The 17,805-nt window shown below is 43.3% G+C and carries 13 protein-coding genes and 1 pseudogene; 5 read left to right on the top strand and 9 right to left on the bottom strand.

Annotated elements, in window-relative coordinates; translation table 11 throughout:
- Positions 1–109 precede the first annotated feature (109 nt).
- Complete coding sequence (locus ACU6U9_RS16180) at positions 110–1,720, top strand: GMC family oxidoreductase (protein WP_446736048.1); 1,611 nt, start codon at positions 110–112, stop codon at positions 1,718–1,720.
- Between the two features lie 76 nt (positions 1,721–1,796).
- Here ACU6U9_RS16180 and ACU6U9_RS16175 read toward each other — a convergent pair whose 3' ends face one another.
- Entirely contained in the window at positions 1,797–2,453 is a 657-nt protein-coding gene (locus ACU6U9_RS16175; protein ID WP_446736047.1) for a hypothetical protein, read from the bottom strand.
- 198 nt (positions 2,454–2,651) lie between these two features.
- Between ACU6U9_RS16175 and ACU6U9_RS16170 the strand changes: the two genes are divergently transcribed.
- Together ACU6U9_RS16170 and ACU6U9_RS16165 are read left to right on the top strand one after the other, a co-directional pair.
- Positions 2,652–2,846: a DUF2061 domain-containing protein gene (locus ACU6U9_RS16170; protein ID WP_446736046.1), complete on the top strand. Its 195-nt coding sequence runs from the start codon at positions 2,652–2,654 to the stop codon at positions 2,844–2,846.
- Positions 2,847–2,894: 48 nt separating this feature from the next.
- A complete protein-coding gene (locus ACU6U9_RS16165) occupies positions 2,895–4,448 on the top strand; it encodes a sensor domain-containing diguanylate cyclase (RefSeq protein WP_446736045.1) in 1,554 nt (517 codons plus the stop codon).
- A gap of 7 nt (positions 4,449–4,455) precedes the next feature.
- Here ACU6U9_RS16165 and dinG read toward each other — a convergent pair whose 3' ends face one another.
- From dinG to ACU6U9_RS16135, 6 genes are read right to left on the bottom strand one after another with little or no spacing between them, the layout of a single operon-like run.
- Positions 4,456–6,576, bottom strand: coding sequence for an ATP-dependent DNA helicase DinG (gene dinG / locus ACU6U9_RS16160; RefSeq protein WP_446736044.1), 2,121 nt, complete (start codon positions 6,574–6,576; stop codon positions 4,456–4,458).
- Entirely contained in the window at positions 6,566–7,186 is a 621-nt protein-coding gene (locus ACU6U9_RS16155; protein WP_446736043.1) for a general secretion pathway protein GspB, read from the bottom strand. The genes dinG and ACU6U9_RS16155 overlap by 11 nt, the downstream gene beginning before the upstream one ends.
- A gap of 1 nt (position 7,187) precedes the next feature.
- Positions 7,188–8,651, bottom strand: a complete 1,464-nt coding sequence (locus ACU6U9_RS16150) for an AAA family ATPase (protein WP_446736042.1) — start codon at positions 8,649–8,651, stop codon at positions 7,188–7,190.
- On the bottom strand, positions 8,648–9,658 hold the full coding sequence (locus tag ACU6U9_RS16145; protein WP_446736041.1) for a hypothetical protein: 1,011 nt from the start codon (positions 9,656–9,658) through the stop codon (positions 8,648–8,650). Before ACU6U9_RS16145 ends, ACU6U9_RS16150 begins: the two co-directional genes overlap by 4 nt.
- Positions 9,658–12,498: a hypothetical protein gene (locus tag ACU6U9_RS16140; protein ID WP_446736040.1), complete on the bottom strand. Its 2,841-nt coding sequence runs from the start codon at positions 12,496–12,498 to the stop codon at positions 9,658–9,660. Before ACU6U9_RS16140 ends, ACU6U9_RS16145 begins: the two co-directional genes overlap by 1 nt.
- A 34-nt stretch (positions 12,499–12,532) precedes the next feature.
- Positions 12,533–13,498, bottom strand: coding sequence for a LysR family transcriptional regulator (locus ACU6U9_RS16135; RefSeq protein WP_446736039.1), 966 nt, complete (start codon positions 13,496–13,498; stop codon positions 12,533–12,535).
- 135 nt (positions 13,499–13,633) lie between these two features.
- On the opposite strand from ACU6U9_RS16135, the pseudogene ACU6U9_RS16130 reads away from it, so the two are divergent.
- Together ACU6U9_RS16130 and ACU6U9_RS16125 are read left to right on the top strand one after the other, a co-directional pair.
- A pseudogene (locus ACU6U9_RS16130) lies at positions 13,634–15,227 on the top strand (isocitrate lyase).
- Between the two features lie 213 nt (positions 15,228–15,440).
- Positions 15,441–16,151, top strand: coding sequence for an ABC transporter permease (locus ACU6U9_RS16125; RefSeq protein ID WP_446736038.1), 711 nt, complete (start codon positions 15,441–15,443; stop codon positions 16,149–16,151).
- 96 nt (positions 16,152–16,247) lie between these two features.
- Here the strand turns inward: ACU6U9_RS16125 and ACU6U9_RS16120 are convergent, their stop codons facing one another.
- The gene (locus tag ACU6U9_RS16120; protein ID WP_446736037.1) at positions 16,248–16,967 is read right to left on the bottom strand and encodes an NAD(P)-dependent oxidoreductase; all 720 of its coding nucleotides are present in this window, start codon (positions 16,965–16,967) and stop codon (positions 16,248–16,250) included.
- Positions 16,968–17,395: 428 nt separating this feature from the next.
- Positions 17,396–17,755, bottom strand: coding sequence for an adenylyltransferase/cytidyltransferase family protein (locus ACU6U9_RS16115; RefSeq protein ID WP_446736036.1), 360 nt, complete (start codon positions 17,753–17,755; stop codon positions 17,396–17,398).
- Positions 17,756–17,805 lie beyond the last annotated feature (50 nt).

Here is a 17,805-nt window from a genome sequence, read left to right as displayed (position 1 = left end):
GTGCCAAAGATGATAAGTTTATGTCTGGAAAAGGCAAGTTTTTAAGTATGAGAATTGGCAAACTAATGCTCATCGACTAATGCCATCAAACTAAAATAGAAAAATAATAATGAAAAACCAAACGTTCGATTACGTCATCGTAGGCGCAGGCAGTGCAGGCTGCGTATTAGCCAGCCGCTTAACTGAGAATCCAAACATCAGCGTTTGTCTGTTAGAGGCAGGTAAAAAAGACAACTCAGCCTTTATTCACGCCCCAGCGGGTGTGGCAGCCACGGTGCCTTATGGCATTTTTAGCTGGCATTACAATACCGTGCCGCAAAAGGGTTTAAACAACCGCTTAGGCATGCAGCCGCGCGGCAAGGTAGTTGGTGGCTCTAGCTCTATTAACGCCATGATGTATATTCGCGGTGCCCACTGGGATTACGACAACTGGGCAGCCCAAGGCAACAATGGCTGGTCTTATAACGATGTTCTGCCCTACTTTATCAAAGCTGAGAACAACGAAACCCTTCACGATGAATACCACGGCCAAGGCGGCCCGTTGAATGTAAGCGAGCTAAGTGACCCTAGCCATTTTAACGAATTCTTTTTAGATGCCTGCGAACAAAATGGCATTCCCCGTAAGCCCGACCTAAACGGTGCCAGCCAAGCGGGCTGTCGCATGAACCAGGTAACGCAAAAAGGCGGCGAGCGCGGCAGCGCTGCTAAAGGCTACCTGACCCCTAACCTTGCCCGCCCTAACCTTACGGTGATGACCGAAGCCCATGTGACAAAAGTAGACGTCAGCAATGATACCGCCACGGGCGTGACCTTTTATCAAGGCAAAGACTTAGTCACAGTGAACGCCAGCAAAGAAGTGATCATGAGCGCAGGCGCATATGGCACGCCGCAAATCCTTCAGCTTTCGGGCATCGGCCCTAAACAACACCTTGAAAGTCTCGGCATCAAGGTAGTGAAAGACGTACCGGGCGTGGGCAGCAACCTGCAAGACCATATTTCGGTAGTGCCAATTTATAAAACCAAACTATTCACCCCAAGCAAAGGCACCTTTGGTTATTCATTAGGCGGCGGCTATGACGTAGTGAAGGCGATTTTTCAGTGGGTATTTAAACGTCGCGGCTTGCTCACCAGCAACTTCGCGGAGTCTGCGGGCTTTTACAGCACAGATGAAAACGTACCGGCACCGGATATTGAGATCACGTTTATTACTGGCATCGTGGATGACCACACCCGTAAGTTCCACCTTGGCCACGGCTACTGTGCTCATGCGACCTTAATGCGACCTAAAAGCCGCGGCAGTGTGCGCCTTGCCAGCAAGGACCCATTAAAAGACCCACTCATCGACCCGAATTACCTAGACGACGAAGACGACATAAATCGCTTGGTAAAAGGCCTACAAAAAACCATCGACATCCTTGAGTCTAAGCCGTTTGATAAGGTAAAAGGCAAGACGATTTACCCAGTTGAACGCGACAATATTGCGCAGCTTAAAGAGTACATCCGCAACCATTCGGATACCGAATACCACCCAGTGGGCACCTGTAAAATGGGCCCAGACACAGACCCAATGGCCGTGGTGGATAACGAGCTTAAGTTCAAAGGCATTCATAATTTGCGCGTGGTCGATGCCTCTATTATGCCTAACTTAGTCACTGGCAATACCAACGCCCCTACTGTGATGGTTGCAGAAAAAGCCGCGGATATTATTCTAGGTAAATAAGGCAGTTGGCGAAAAACACTAGGCATAAAAAAAGCGCTGATATGACGATATCAGCGCTTTTTTTACACTATACGGTTTAGCTTTTTTTCATTAAGCGGCGGGCTTTTAACAATAGGTAATGAAGGTCTAATGAATTAAACCCTAATTTTGGATAAAACAACCGCACACACTGGCGCTGCCAAGCGTCTCTTCTTTCAAGCCACGTTAAACGCACATTTAGCCCAGCTAGCTCGGCTAGATACATTTTAACCAATAGCGCTTTATCTTCATTTTGCTCAGATGATAAGCCGTGGCGTTTTGTCAGATACTCTTGCGTGTCTTGGGCTAAGTTGGCAAAAATACGCACACAAAGGCTTTCACGCTTTAACAAACGCTCTACACCCAGCAAACCAACCACGGCGTATTCGAAAACGTCTAAAGCCACTTTTTGGTTATCAATATAGTTAGCGAACAAAACGGCTTCGTTGTCTATTACCGTTGCAGGGGCGCTAATCGACAAACCACATGCTTGTGGTGATGCCACTACCTTAGCCTTTACACCCAAATTGCGCTCTAGGTCTTGCAGCCAATCTTTAACACGCATTACGTGAGTAGTATTGGCTGGGCTACGCGATAACTGTTCATTTGCCGCAGGCAAAAGGTTTAACTGAATGAAGGCTTTTTTAATGGCTTCAATGTTAAGGGGTAATGAATCAACAGCAGATTGTTCTTGAAGAGTAACGGCACTATTCACGATAAGCACACCTAAAACTATATACTTAGCTATTCTGCGACTAAACCTTTCGAATAACAAAGCCAGCGTGTTCGTTTTGTGACTACGGTCATACACATAACCTCTAAGATAGTAAAAAGCTATGCCCTTCTTAGTTACGATTGATTTTAAGAATGATAACTATTCGTAAATAATGACTGCAACTTAAGAGGTACCACCATGAATAAAACCATCAGCTTTGCCATTGTTCACTTTTCAGTCGCCTTTACTATCACTTACATCATGACGGGTAGTCTTGTCATTGGTGGCGCATTGGCCTTAATTGAGCCCGCTGTTAATACGGTGGCCTTTTATATTCATGAGAAGCTATGGAATCAATCAGCTAAGCCTCAAAGCCCCGTGCTTAGCGCATAAACACCACATATTTAAAAAAGGTGGCTATGCTTAAAATCAGGAGGAACCATGAGCCTAAGGTCCTTAGTTTTTTTAGCTGCTATCTCTTACACGCTAATAATCGGTGGAAGCCTACTTGGCTATCGCCTTTTGGTGGTGTTCCCCGCTTTGCTTGAATCGACCATCGAGCTGCACAGCAATGATATAAAGGCGGTTTATTCTGCCTACAATAGCGAAAGAACGAACTTAGTACGCTTCAATTTGAATTTATCAAAATGGGACGATACTTATGACTACGCGGAAAATAAAACGCCTAAATTTATTTCAAGTAATATATCGGGCTCATTTTTAGAATCTGGCATAGACGCACTTGCTATCACAGATAAAAATGGCGACTTCCTTTACGGTGCACAAAAAAAAGGCAATGAGTTTGTCGAAACACAATCGATTATCGATATCTCACCAGACTTAGACATTGAAACATTGCTTGCCCATGATCGACAATTTGGCTTTATTCGCATAAATAATCATTTTGGGTATTTCGCCAGCTCACATATACAAACTTCTGACGAGACCTCTGATACAAATGGCATTTTAATCTTTGTTAAATTATTAAGTTATGAATTCTTCAATCGAATTAGTCACATCACCGAAGCAAAATTCACCCATCACGCACTCAGTGACGTGAATTTTTTCGAAATGGAATCAGACCCACTACTCGATGGTGAAGAATTCGAAATAGACGATGCCCGCAGCAAATATTATATCTGGGTAACAAACCACATCAGCGAACCCATTGGTATTGTTGAGGTTGAATATCCATTAGACAGTATACCTGAGAAGTTTGACAACATTACCATTTACAGTTTTAGCGCCCTTTTGATGCTACCAATATTTATTACCATTGCCGTTTGGATTATTTTTCTTGCGCCAATTTCAAACATGTTTAAACAAATAAAAAACATGTCAACCTCCGGAACGATCACCAACATAACGATTAAAAGCCATGTCTCTGAATTTAAAACATTTCAAATAGTGTTTAATGGCCTAGTGACCAAAATCAAACTTTACCAAGATAAGCTCGAAAGCGAATCACAAACAGATGGGCTAACCGGTATATATAACCGTCGACACTTCAATGAGCATTACGACCAAACCTGGCGTGCAAGCACAAGAAACGCATTACCCTTAGCCATTATCATGATGGACATTGATCACTTTAAAAAATACAACGATCACTATGGCCACCAAAAAGGCGATGAGGCATTAATAGCCGTTGCTCATGCATTACAAACTCATACACGTCGAGCATTGGATTTATTGGCACGGTATGGCGGTGAAGAGTTTGTTATGATTTGTCAGTCAGATAACGAAGAACAGCTCAAAAAATTGCTCTCCAATATACTCACCAGCATTACAGACCTAAACATAGAGCATGTTCTTTCAAGTACTGGCAATAAGTTAACCATTAGCTGTGGTGCTTGCCACATTATAAATACAGGTGCGTGGATGCAAAATCATAAAGAGCTCGCGCTAAAAATGGCCGACCAAGCACTCTATAAAGCAAAAAATTCAGGTAGGAATAAATTTTATATTAGCCACTTAGACGAACTAAGTAGCTAATAGTATTTTACGCATGCAAGTCTCGCGTAAAATTCGGCAGGCCATCTAACAAAAGACTCCCGTATCGTTTACTTACAATACGCTTATCTAAAATTGTGATTTTTCCGGTATCGGTTTCGGTTCGAATTAAACGGCCACACGCTTGGATCAATCGCACCGATGCATCGGGCACCGAGATTTCCATAAATGGGTTACGCCCTTTTGATTCAAGCCACTCTGCAAGGGTCGAATCAACAGGGTCATCTGGCACCGAGAACGGTAACCTAACAATCACTACATGCTGTAAATAATTACCGGGTAAGTCGATGCCTTCAGCAAAGCTGGCTAAACCAAATAAAAAGCTTGGCAACTCGTTGTCTATTTTGTCTTTATGGCGTTTGATCACTTCTTGTTTAGAGAAATCATCTTGCGTCATAATGTGGTCAGCAACGTCGTACGGTAATTTATATTTTACATCGTTCATCATTCTGCGAGAGGTAAATAACACTAAGGTGCTTTCGCCTTCTTTTAAATGATCTTGCAGTATGTCGCTTATTTTTTGTGAGTACTCATCACCATGACCCGCCTCGACGGCGTCTTTAGGCACAACCAAGCGACCTAAATTTGGGTAGTCAAAGGGGCTTTCAATAATTTCACAATGATTGTCTCGCGCAATACCCGACTTCATTCTAAAGCGATCAAATTTACCCAGTGCCGTTAACGTGGCGGATGTCACCACGGCAGAAAAGCAGCGGCTCCATAAGTTTTTCGCTAATAATTCTGCCGCTAATATGGGGCTTGAATACATACCAATGTCGTCTTCGTATTCGTTATTGATACGATCAATCCAACGGGCCACCGGTACGGCATCTTCAAAATCGGTTTGCGCATAGCTTAGCCATAATAACCCTGCGCTCTCTAGCCTTGCTTGCAACATCCCAATAATGGGAAACCAACGCTCGGCATCACTTTGTTTGTATTCGCCATCGTCTTTACTGATGGAGGCTTTCAACGCTTCGACTACTTTATCAACCAAACCATATAAGCTGTTATGGGCTTTATTGAGTTCACCTGCTAATTCCATCAAGCCTTCAGGCACTTTGCCCATGCGAAAACGATGCTGAACTGTGCCTTCTGCGTCCGCTTGATCACCCATAAAATCAATCAATAAATGGCGCACATAACTTAGCTGCCCATTAATATGACCGATGTGTTCGGGCATAGCCGACACCACTTGCAACAAGCCCATCGGCGTACCGCATTGCTTGCCAAGGGTATCGACTGCTTTGGATATTTGCTTAAGCAAGTTTTCTTCTTGATGCAGTTTCACCTGTGATGCAAAGTGACTAATGGCTTTGTCAGGCAAATGATGGCCTTCATCAAACACATAAATACTATTGCTTGGCTCAGGTAAAACGGCGCCACCACCCAAATTAATATCAGCCATCACTAAGTCATGGTTGGCAATAATAACATCAGCATCTTCGAGTGCTTTTCGCGCAGTGAAAAATGGGCACGCATTAAAATGCGGGCAACGACGGTTACTGCACTCTCGGTGAGTGGCTGTCACCATTGACCAATCTTGTTGATCAATTTGCTCCGGCCAATTATCACGATCACCGTCCCACTTAGCGGAGGTAAACTGATCTAATAATTTTTGGAATAATGCTTTTTGATCATCCGATGCATCAATGCCACCAAACATATCCATGGCTGCATCCTGCATGCGCTGATCTTTTAATTCTTGATCAAGCTTATGCACACATAAATAACGCCCGCGCCCTTTTGCTAGCGCATATTTGAAACTGAGACCGCTATTTTTAGCCACATCCGGAATATCTTTAATCACCAACTGCTCTTGCAACGCAACGGTTGCAGTAGAGACTATTATTTTTTTATTTAAATCTGCAGCCAGCGGAATAGTCGCAATTAAGTAAGCGAGGGTTTTACCTGTACCCGTACCCGCTTCGATGACACACACTTGTTGGTCGGATATACGATTACCATCATCATCTTGCCTGATGTTGCCAACGGTTCGGGCGATGGCGGCAATCATTTGCCTTTGTCCGCGCCTTGGTTTTAACTTTTTTTTCTCAAGAATCTGGCTATAGCCAGACTGAATACTGCTCTTGGCTTCACTACTTAGCATGTTTGCTGGCTACCCACGAAATTCCCTTGGGCAGTTCAACTCTCTGACCATGAATATTAATAATAATACCGCTTTGATTAATTTCTTCTAATTTCAAACCCGCTTGAATCAAGGCGCCTTCTTTATAGGTTTGATCATTAATTACCACCGATCGGTAATCGGGCGCGCTAGAATAAATGTGACTGGCCAAATTTAAGCTTGGAATCATTGCGAGCTCATTGGTTGTTAGCTGCGACAAGTCTTTTGGTTTTGGCGGCGCCATTGGCTGCACAGGCATTTGGCTTACGCCGTTATTTGCTTGTGACGTTGGGTCTGTATTTTTTTCTTCATCCAATTCAGTCGACGCTGACTCATTAAAGATTGATTCACGAGAGACAGATTCTTGTGATTGAAACTCAGAATTTATTTGCATATCGCCATCAGAAAGAGCTGACTCTTTACTTGGCCAAGCCTGCCACAATGTAAGCAATAATATAAGTACGACAACCACAACCAGACCCATCGGCAAGCTTGCTTTATGCTGACGAATGACAGGCTCACCTTGTTCGGCTGATACATTTTGCTGGCGTTCTTGTTCGGCTTTCTCAAGGGCTTTAAGTAAATAGGACATATTATTGAGCCGCCATTTGTGATTGCTGATCCCATAAAGACAAGCTAATTAGTGTCTGCGGGCCCAGCACACCATCCACCATCAAACCATGTTTACGTTGAAATGCTTTTACCATGCCATGCAATACAACATCGTAAATTAATGACGAATTATTAGTTGTAGATTTAGGTGCAATCACTTGCCACTGCGAAAAGTCTTCGGTGTCGCCGGTTTGATTCTGTGATAATAAAACTTCCCTTACCCAAGGAATCAGCACATCTTGATCTGATTGTTTGATTAAAGCATCGATATAGCGCTCGTCTATGTTATCAAGCGCCACCATTATTTCGTCACCTTCAAGCGGCTGACCTGTAAATTCTTCCCATTCACCATCAGAAAAAACATCACCGCTCATGGACGCATTCATAACAATGCTAGAAGGAAGACGCCCAGACCAACAATTATTTTTTTGCTTACACGGATTGGTTTGCGCATGATTGTTTTTTGACTGTGAAGATTGATTTGAGAATTCAGATGTAAAACGGGAAACAAGATTATGTTCTAATGCTGGCTGTACGACCGATTTATTAAAATCATCGGATACATTATTTAAACCAAACACGATTAATACAACAGCAACCATAGCAACCCATAACCGGCTCTTTTTACTTGCCTTACGGGATGGCAGAACTTCTTTTGCTGCTCGCCACACCATAAACGGTGTCACTTGTTTTTTCTGTTCGGCGTAACAGCCCATCAAGCAGCGATCCGCCAATACGTTTATCAAACGAGGAATGCCATTGGTTAAACGATACAGCAGCCAAGCCGATGACACTGAGAATAAAGAGTCTCGACCACCTGCCACTTCAACTCTGTGGTCAAGATATGACCTGACTTGTAAAAAACTTAAACCATTTAAATGAAAACGAGCCGTAAAGCGCTGATTAAGCTGGCGCAGCTGATATTTATTTAAGCGCTCTTTTAGTTCAGGCTGACCCAGTAAAATTATTTGCAATAATTTATCTTCATGGGTTTCTAAGTTGGTCAGCAAGCGAATGAGCTCTAATACGGATTCATCTAAATGTTGCGCTTCATCAATAATTAAAACGCTGTATCCGCCTTTTGAATAAACTTGCAATAAAAATTCAGTTAGCAGATCAATTAATTGCGATTCTTTAAGCAAACCCTGACTATTTAAACCAAACTCTTTACAAATTAAATGCAGCAGCTCAAGGCGGTCAAGCTGAGGGTGTAATACCAGTGCTACCTCTGTATCTTGGGGTATTGATTGCAAAAGGAATTTACACAGAGTGGTTTTACCCGTCCCCACTTCTCCGGTTAACAAGACAAAACCACCACGATGCAGCATTCCGTATTCTAATGCCGCCAAGGCTTCTTTGTACTGACCACAGGCATAAAGGAAATTGGGATTAGGCGCTATTGAGAACGGGCGCTGGGTTAGAGCAAAATAATGTTCATAAATCATAAAATAGGCCAGTTCATATCTAGGGTAAGCTGCCAGTGTTTGGCTTGCGCGAAGTTAATTTTATCGAACCCCCATTTTACCTTGAGTACAGTAGATTCATAGCCAAGATTGATCATTTCGTTAATAGCGTCTACTTCGACCTGCATACCTTGATAATCAATACCCAACAACAGCGCCCGATAGCGCTGCCAAGCCTGCGTCTCAAGCGTTGCTGAAACAGCCTCAAAATCGTATGCCCACTGTAATTTTGCGAATACCGGAAACCTTTGTGTATATGTGGAGCGGGATGTATAGACTGAGCAGTCCGGCGTTAGGGGCCTATTGAGGCAACCCTTATCTTGGTCTAGCTTGTCCCAGTGTAATGTGTACATTAAATCTTCTAGTGACGCAGATAAGCGCTGCTCATCACTTAGTTTGGCTTTCATGGCAAGGTCAAAACTGTAACCCCAAGCGGATGCGGATTTGCGGGGGCTCTCAAAAATACGATTTTCATCATAGGCGTAATCGAGCTGCCAGTCGTAGCTCAAGCTTGAGTCATTCACCTGTCCTTTACCGCTCAATTCCCCTTTTTGAACTCGGCCGCCCTTGAGCACATGCGCTTTTATCCAAAAATCAATACCAGAAGATAACGGTATAAAGTACTGAGCAAAAAATCCTTCACTGGTGGCCGCATTAATCGATAGCGATAAATCATATTGGCCATTCGCCACAGCATTGTTTTCTAGGCGTGAGTAAAACTGTGCGGTGTCTTCAGAGAACTTTAGTAGGTAGTGCCAGCGCTTTTCTATGCCCAGCTCAAGCCGATTATTAACCTTAAAATAGGTTTCGATACTGGCTCTTGCTTGGGCAGAACTACCTGAGGATGGATTTTGCCAGCTTGAATCAAGCTCGCTTATTTCCATGGCTGGGCTCGCAAGTAAAATATGATTGCGCAACCCTACTGCTTGCTCAGCACGAACACATTGCGCTGCAAGCAGTAATACCAATATAAAAAAAACGCGACACATCAAAGCAATTGCCAACTGCCGTCAATATAGCGCACAACATATAGGCCGCTTTCTTTTCTTAACGTCCCGATGAGTTGATTGGCATAACGGATATAACCCAGTGGCGCATCATGGTAATCATCGCCTGATGTATAATCGAACGCCGTCATCACCAATGAAACCGTGTTATCTAAAATATAATAAACAACCGAATCTTGCTCCGCCTCAGCACTATTGCCTATTGAAAACCACAAGGTACGCTCGCCGTAAGGCAAAATCTCAAGCGCCCCTAGCGAATTAGAATTACCGTAACCTAAAAAGTCGTGGGTTACAGAAAACGCAATGCTAATATTTTCAGGGTCGGTAAACGCCCCTAACATGTTTAGCAGTACTGGGGTTTCATCTAAATTTTTATTATTGTCTTCAAAACGAGACAGCATGCGAATATTAAATGATGACACGCCCAAGTAATGGGGCGCATCTAACGTCGCACCAAATGTATCACCGTCATTAAAGCCGCTGATGGCACCATAATTAATAACATATACGCCACGTCCGATAATTTTCACCTGCGGAATACAGCCAACCCCATCGGCATTCACATTGTTTTTCAAAAACAAAAACGCATCCGCCACGGATGCATTTGCACTAAAATTTGAATCTTTTGAATACGGGGTTTCACAACCTAACTGATCCAATGTAACCGCGCCGGAGCAAGACCAAGCCCCTTCTATTTCGTTACACTGTTTAACCGTTTTTGCGTCACTGGCGTTTTGTTTATATACAGCCAGCGCAGTAGAGCCACCAGGGTAGCGCAACTCACCAAATTCAAATTGGTGGTAACTAGCAATCACTAATTCCGTTTTTAGTGCAGCAGGTAGCGACGCGTACTGAGCAATTTCATTATAAGTCACGACAGACGATAGCGTTTCATTCAAGACAACATTACTCGGTAAAACTAACCAACCAGCAAGGTCTGCATCGTTTAAAGCGCTGCTATCAAATTGAGCATAGCGTTTAAAGTCAGAACTTTTCCAAGCAAAACTTAAATCAGGAAAGCGTTCCGCAGGATAATGCAGGCTTGCATTACTGCCGTTTAATATCAGCTCGATATCCAACACATCGCTGCCATCTGATACCTGTCCCAATAACGATACCGATTCTAAATTAAAATGAATTGGCTCATTCACTCGTGTTGGGTCTTTTACTCCCTGCATCGCTAATACAGCATCATCCGCTGTATACACTAAGTTTTGATAAGTACTGGCACCAATGGCGGTTTTTGCTTTTAACGTGATTTTAGGAAAGCTTAATTCAATGCGTCTAATGGCAGGCTCAACACCTGGTCTAAGCGCAGAATCTAAATACACCTTTATACTGGCTTTTTTCTCGGTTCGGCTTTGTATTATGGCCAAACCTGTTGCGCTTTCTACGTTCACATCTTGCGAAAACGTAAACGTTTTAATTAGGCCGCTGTCCGTTGCATTTAGTAACTGCCCTTTTACAACGGTGTTCGCTTGCGCTGAACTTGAATAAGTAAAACGGCTTTCAGCACTTACAAACGCAACCGACGCGGCTGCATCAGAAAAACTGTACGCTTGCCCTGATGCACAAGAGCCATTGGCGGTACAAATTAATGCGTAGTCAGCTAGTTGTACCATAGGTAACAGTACAGACTGTAGTTCTGGGCCTAGGGTTTTCTGAAACGCTTCCCACTGACCTTCCATTTCGCTTACTTCAGCAGCGGTATCAGCATCTAAGAAATTACCAAAACTCTTGTTTTCATAATCAGCAATCCAACTTTGTGCGTTACTCACAAATTGCTTAGCGGCAAGTATTTTATCGGCTAAGGCATCATTATAGTTACTGCCCTTTTCATTCGTAATGGTGTTGGTTAAACCATCAGCAATTAACTTTAAAGCCGCTGCCGCTGAGGTAAGTGCGACATTATCAGGTAACGCTAATTCACTCTTTACAATTTCAGCATTGGTAAAGGCCGTTTTTAAGCTCCATTGGGCAGGTGAATTAGTTTGATCATCACCATATAGCTGGCCACCATTCTTTAGGAAGGCATCGTCTAACCAGCTGGCTAATACAGCACTTAGCGTTTTGTTTTCTTCGCGGGCCTGATACTGCCACGTTAAATTTAACAAGCCGTGTTTAGCTGCATCCACAGCGGTGACAGAATCTAGCGTTGAATCAGTAAAAGGAGAAAATGGCTCAATAAAGGCATGAACATTTGAGGCTAAATTAAATAATGCTTGGACACGCGTATTCGCTTCATGAATGCTCTGAGGTGTAAACATATTGTTGCTGGCTAACACACCATCACAGTTCGACGACGTACAACTGCCATTAGAGATGAAATTGCTAAATGCCAATTTGGCCGCCAAATGTGTCAACGGAGTAATGTGCACATTACTCATGCTTTGCGCATCATTTACAACGGCCCATAATTCAAAATCGCTCGCTGCATCGTACCATTGCCCGTAAGCAACTGCGCCCCCTGAGTCATCAAGACAACCATTTTTTAAGCTGCAGCGAATTTGAGTATTGTGGCCGCTTAACGTGTGACTTTTCACAATAAACAATAATGAACCCGTGGCCGCACCATTAATGGATAAATTGTAGCGACCATTGTCATCACTAAAAAAGCGATCTGCGTAAATTTCACCGCTTGAGTTACGCTGAGGTTGACCATAATTATCAATCCCCACCACTTGAACACTGGCGTCGCGGACATTGCCATTAACAATAAGGCCTGTGATATCAATGTCAGGCAATGCACCCACATTTTCATCAACAGAGTTACTGCAGCCAACTATTACAGCCAAGCAGAAAAAAATCACATAACGCATCATGAGGTAACCATTTTTATAATTATTAATTCAACGACTAATTACGAGCCAACTTTTCAGACTCTTCCGTAATCAATGCACGCATCCACTGATGTGGTGGATTATGATGTAGTAGAGGGCTCCAAGCCATTTTAAGTTCAAATGCTGGGATTTCAAATGGTGCTTCCACCATTTTCAATGCGCCCGATTGCGCCTGCATTTTAGCGACCTTAGTCGGCAATGTCGCTACCAAATCGTTATTCATCGCCAATAAGGCTGGCATTTGATAGTGGCGAGTAAACACACTGATATTGCGTTTATAGCCGGTTTCAGCCAACGCCTCATCTACCCAACCTAGATGCCCTGCTTTGTCCTTGCTCGGATTGACCCCTGTGCCAACCCCCATACCGGTTTTACTCACCCAGATGTGATTGGCTTGCAGGTATTTATCAAGATTAAAGCCTTCTAATAATGGATTAGCGGGATTTACCAAGCAGGCAAAGCCATCGCGCCATAAGGTTTTCTGGTGAAAAGACTGGGGCAGTTCGTCAAATCGGTTGATTGCCATATCGACCTTGCCCTGCTCAACATCTTTATAGGTGACATCCGAAGGCGTGAGGAAATCCAAAATGACACCTGGGGCTTCGTTGCGTAAACGCTTCACAATAGCCGGCACCAAAGTCGCTTCTGCATAGTCACTCACCATAATACGGAACACACGGCCGCTAGTAAGAGACTGGAATTCACCCGTTGGCTGAACCGCGGCATCCACTTCAGCCAATATATTGCGCACTAAGGGCTGTAAAGCTTGCGCTCGTTCTGTGGCACTCATACCATCACTGGTGCGAACCAAAATCGGGTCATCGAACAGCTCCCGCAGGCGTTTCAGCCCATTACTCATGGCTGGCTGCGTGATTCCAAGACACTGAGCGGCCTTAGTCACACTGCGCTCACGCAGTAAAATATCTAGATAAATAAGCAAGTTTAAATCAAAGCGGTCCACATTCACCTCGTGAATACCCATTATAAGAACTATAAATTAGATAAATTATCACAAAAACCTTATCATCCGCACGTCATTTAAGAGGCGAGCCTCGATAAAGCTGCTATTTTTATAGGCGGCTTTAGACAATTAACCTATTTTTTAAGGATTGGACATATGTCAGCGATTCAAGACGACATCAAATCTATCTCAGCTGCGCAAGAAGCTGCACGCTTTTCTTGGGACATTACCCCAGAATCTGCTGCTCGCATGCGTGCTCAGAACAAATTCAAAACTGGTCTAGACGTTGCTCAGTACACTGCAGATCTTATGCGTGCTGATATGGCTGCGTTCGACGAAGACAAAACTAAATACACTCAGTCTCTAGGCTGCTGGCACGGTTTTGTAGGTCAGCAAAAACTGATCTCTATCAAAAAGCATTTCGGCACTACAGATCGTAAATACCTATACCTTTCTGGTTGGATGGTTGCTGCTCTACGTTCTGAATTCGGTCCTCTTCCTGACCAATCTATGCACGAAAAAACAACTGTAGCTGCTTTGGTTAAAGAGCTTTACACTTTCCTACGTCAAGCTGACGCACGTGAACTAGGCGGTCTTTTCCGCGACCTAGACGCTGCTCGTGAAGCGGGTGATGCTGCTAAAGAAAAAGAAGTTCAAGCTGCAATCGACGGTCACAAAACTCACGTTGTGCCTATCATTGCTGATATCGATGCTGGTTTCGGTAACGCTGAAGCGACTTACCTAATGGCTAAGCAAATGATCGAAGCAGGTGCTTGTTGCCTACAGATCGAAAACCAAGTTGCTGATGAAAAGCAATGTGGCCACCAAGACGGTAAAGTAACGGTACCTCACGCTGATTTCCACGCGAAAATCCGCGCTCTGCGTTACGCCTTCCTAGAACTAGGTATCGACAACGGCCTTATCTGTGCTCGTACTGACTCTGAAGGTGCTGGTCTTACTAAAGAAATCTGCAGTAGTTAAAGAGCCAGGCGATCAAGGCGATCGTTACAACTCTTACCTAGACGTTGAAGAAATCGACGTAGCTGACATGGCTGAAGGCGATGTTTGCTTCAACCGTAACGGCAAACTTGTTCGTCCTAAGCGTTTACCTTCTGGTCTTTATGAGTTCCGTAAAGGTACTGGCGAAGAGCGTTGTGTATTCGATTCTGTTGAAGCCCTTAAAGCCGGTGCTGACCTTATCTGGATCGAAACTGCAACTCCAAGCGTTAAAGATATCGCTGACATGATGAACGAAGTTCGTAAAGAAGTTCCAGATGCGAAACTTGTTTACAACAACAGCCCATCTTTCAACTGGACTCTTAACTTCCGTCAACAAGCATTCGACCGTTGGGTTGAAGCTGGTCAAGACGTATCTGCATACGATCGTAGCGATCTAATGAATGCTAAATACGACGGTACTGAACTAGCGGCTGATGCAGACGATAAAGTTCGTACTTTCCAAGCTGATACAGCTCGTGAAGCGAACATCTTCCACCACCTAATCACTCTTCCAACTTACCACACGACTGCATTGTCTGTTGATAACTTGGCTAAAGAGTACTTCGGTGCTGAAGGTATGCTTGGTTATGTTGCTGGCGTACAGCGTAAAGAGATCCGTCAAGGTATCGCATGTGTTAAACACCAAAACATGTCAGGTTCTGACATGGGTGATGACCACAAAGAATACTTTGCTGGTGAAAACGCGCTTAAAGCAGGCGGCGCGAAAAACACTTCTAACCAGTTCGGTTAATAGCGAATGAGTTAACTAGGCTTCGGCCTAGTGTGTTTTCAAAGAAAGGTCACTTCGGTGACCTTTTTTTATACACAAAAAATCCTACCTGCGAAAAATAGCTTCATTAGCTTCAAGCTACTTTCAATCGAAAAACCAACACGCTAAAAACAGTAAGCTATGCGCATCTAATTTAATGCATAATTCGATGCACGTAATTCTTAGAGATAAAAAATGAATCCTATCGACTGGCTCGAATTAAGCTGGTGTTTAATACCAGTGGCATTAGTTTGTTGTATTTATATTTATTGGCAAGGCAGCATCGGTGAAATTATGTATGCCTCTTCTAGAATGCTCATACAATTACTGGCAATGGGATACGCTTTAGTTGCCGTATTTAATCACCCCTCCCCTTGGATCAGTATTATCATTGTAAGCGGAATGCTTTGCGTCGCCGCATGGATTGCTATTCGCCCTGTGCGTCATATATCAGGCATTTTACTGCCCGCCGCCACTGCATTGATTATTGCCATTGTCATTCACCTTGGTATTTCTCTATTTTTAGTTTTGGATGTAACAACCTGGTACGCCCCACAAATTTTAATCCCACTTGCTGGTATGTATCTAGCCAACAGTATGAATGCCATTAGTATTTCAACAGAACGTTTCTATGCAGAGCTGGCTCACAACGCAACCCCACAAAACGCAAAGATATTCGCATTTAAAGCCGCGATGATTCCACAAATCAATAGTCTATTGGCGGTTGGACTGGTTGCACTGCCTGGCATGATGACAGGGCAAATCCTATCTGGTGTATCGCCACTTGTTGCAGTGCGCTACCAAATAATGATTATGACTATGATTTTAGGTACAACAGGGTTGGGGTCAGCAATTATGCTGTCACTGCTTTATCGCAAACAAATAAACATGAGAAATGAGCGCTAATTGCTCTCTTGTGAACCGGCTAAAAATCAGCAAATCTAGATCAATAAAATGAATTATAAATCTGCTAATCGCACTTTCACGCTCGCAGATTTTATATCACTTAGGCTGATGTTTATTATAAATAACCGGCATATGCCCTTTCCACTTTAGCCACTTACTTTCATCTGAAACAAGTTCTGCCATGAAATTAGCCACATTAATTCGACTGGTTTGGCCTGAGTCAAAAATTGGATTGCGAATTGGTGACTCATGCACGTCATATGCAGTTACAGCGCCCTCATCTATTAGCGCGTCGGGGCGAACAGCAACCCACTGAATAAAGGCATCACTTTGGCCTATCTGTGTGCGCAAATAATCCGCTGCATTTTCATTATCAACATGAGGTGGCAACAAGCATCTTAATAGCGAGATAACAATACGCTGACTCAAAGGCGCTTTCTCTGGTATGTCTCGATTACTATTACCTGATGTATTCATCAAAATGACTTTTACCGCATCACTCCCATTACTTAGCTTTATTGCATCACAAATTCGTATAAGCACATTTGTCACAAGTAAACGGGGGTGACCAAACATGCCTTTAAACGTCAGATTATGGCCCAAGCAAGAAATCACAGCACTACAATCTCGTACATGCTCAACCATTTCAGCAAGCGCTATCTCATACACAGAGGCCTGTATTTTGTGTAAGCTGGGATGCTCAGGCAGCGCATCAAGAGAGCGTACAATCGCCCTCACCTGAACACCTTGAGCAAGCAACTGATCAACCGCCAACCGACCTGTTGCGCCGCTTGCTCCTACGATTAATACCTTCATTGTTTTTTCCTTAAACTCGATAATTTTAATGCGCCAATCAAGCAAGACACCTGACAAGGGTATTAAACTAACGAAGAAACCGCATCTAGCCAACTACTTTAGCGTATTTAAATACGTTATTCACACACCGCTAATGTGTCTTCACCTAACCTGCCGTTTATCACACTTAACAACATCCGCTCAATAAACACATAAATAACCAGCAAACATTCAGCTTAATATCAAATATTTCCCATAAAAAAGGCTATCTGATGTTTAAATATCAGATAGCCCTTTATGCGTTATCCACTATGCGCTTTATTTACTGCGCAGGCAGAACATATCACTAACAATGCGACAATCGTTAAACCGCTGCCATCTTGAACTGGTTTACGATTCTTTTTTGGGCCATTACATTTTGCTTAATGGCAGAAGAAGACGTGCGCGGATTATAAAGCACTTGCTTTATCTGCTTGCCATGGGATTTTAAATAAGACTCTAACCGCAAGGTTATGCGGTTTATCACCCCAGTCTTCACCAATTACAAAAATATCCGCATTTAATTCCTTACAGCCCGATACATATTCAAGCTCATCATAAGGCCGCACAATATCAACACAACTTAATGCTCTTAACATTTCCATGCGTTGCTCAAGCGGTATCACCGGCACATTTGGTTTATAAGAGTTAACAACTCGATCTGACGCGACACCAACAGCCAAAATACCACCCAGTGACTTGCAATACTCAAGCAAAGCAAGGTGACCCACATGCAACAAATCAAACGTACCTACGGTATATACAATCATATGTTATTTGATTTCTCCTATAAAATTATTAAATGAAATTATTTACTGGC

This window comes from Pseudomonas sp. HK3 (genome assembly GCF_052920985.1).
Note: the sequence above shows the minus strand (reverse complement) of the source record. Positions and strands in the feature narration are given on the sequence as shown.

What these genes read in the sequence shown, in the direction of transcription:
- dinG (WP_446736044.1), bottom strand. Translation starts at nt 6,576, where the DNA reads ATGCTAAGTAGTGAAGCCAAGAGCAGTATTCAGTCTGGCTATAGCCAG.
- ACU6U9_RS16180 (WP_446736048.1), top strand. Translation starts at nt 110, where the DNA reads ATGAAAAACCAAACGTTCGATTACGTCATCGTAGGCGCAGGCAGTGCA.
- ACU6U9_RS16125 (WP_446736038.1), top strand. Translation starts at nt 15,441, where the DNA reads ATGAATCCTATCGACTGGCTCGAATTAAGCTGGTGTTTAATACCAGTG.
- ACU6U9_RS16115 (WP_446736036.1), bottom strand. Translation starts at nt 17,755, where the DNA reads ATGATTGTATATACCGTAGGTACGTTTGATTTGTTGCATGTGGGTCAC.
- ACU6U9_RS16155 (WP_446736043.1), bottom strand. Translation starts at nt 7,186, where the DNA reads ATGTCCTATTTACTTAAAGCCCTTGAGAAAGCCGAACAAGAACGCCAG.
- ACU6U9_RS16150 (WP_446736042.1), bottom strand. Translation starts at nt 8,651, where the DNA reads ATGATTTATGAACATTATTTTGCTCTAACCCAGCGCCCGTTCTCAATA.
- ACU6U9_RS16120 (WP_446736037.1), bottom strand. Translation starts at nt 16,967, where the DNA reads ATGAAGGTATTAATCGTAGGAGCAAGCGGCGCAACAGGTCGGTTGGCG.
- ACU6U9_RS16145 (WP_446736041.1), bottom strand. Translation starts at nt 9,658, where the DNA reads ATGTGTCGCGTTTTTTTTATATTGGTATTACTGCTTGCAGCGCAATGT.
- ACU6U9_RS16140 (WP_446736040.1), bottom strand. Translation starts at nt 12,498, where the DNA reads ATGATGCGTTATGTGATTTTTTTCTGCTTGGCTGTAATAGTTGGCTGC.
- ACU6U9_RS16165 (WP_446736045.1), top strand. Translation starts at nt 2,895, where the DNA reads ATGAGCCTAAGGTCCTTAGTTTTTTTAGCTGCTATCTCTTACACGCTA.
- ACU6U9_RS16170 (WP_446736046.1), top strand. Translation starts at nt 2,652, where the DNA reads ATGAATAAAACCATCAGCTTTGCCATTGTTCACTTTTCAGTCGCCTTT.
- ACU6U9_RS16135 (WP_446736039.1), bottom strand. Translation starts at nt 13,498, where the DNA reads ATGGGTATTCACGAGGTGAATGTGGACCGCTTTGATTTAAACTTGCTT.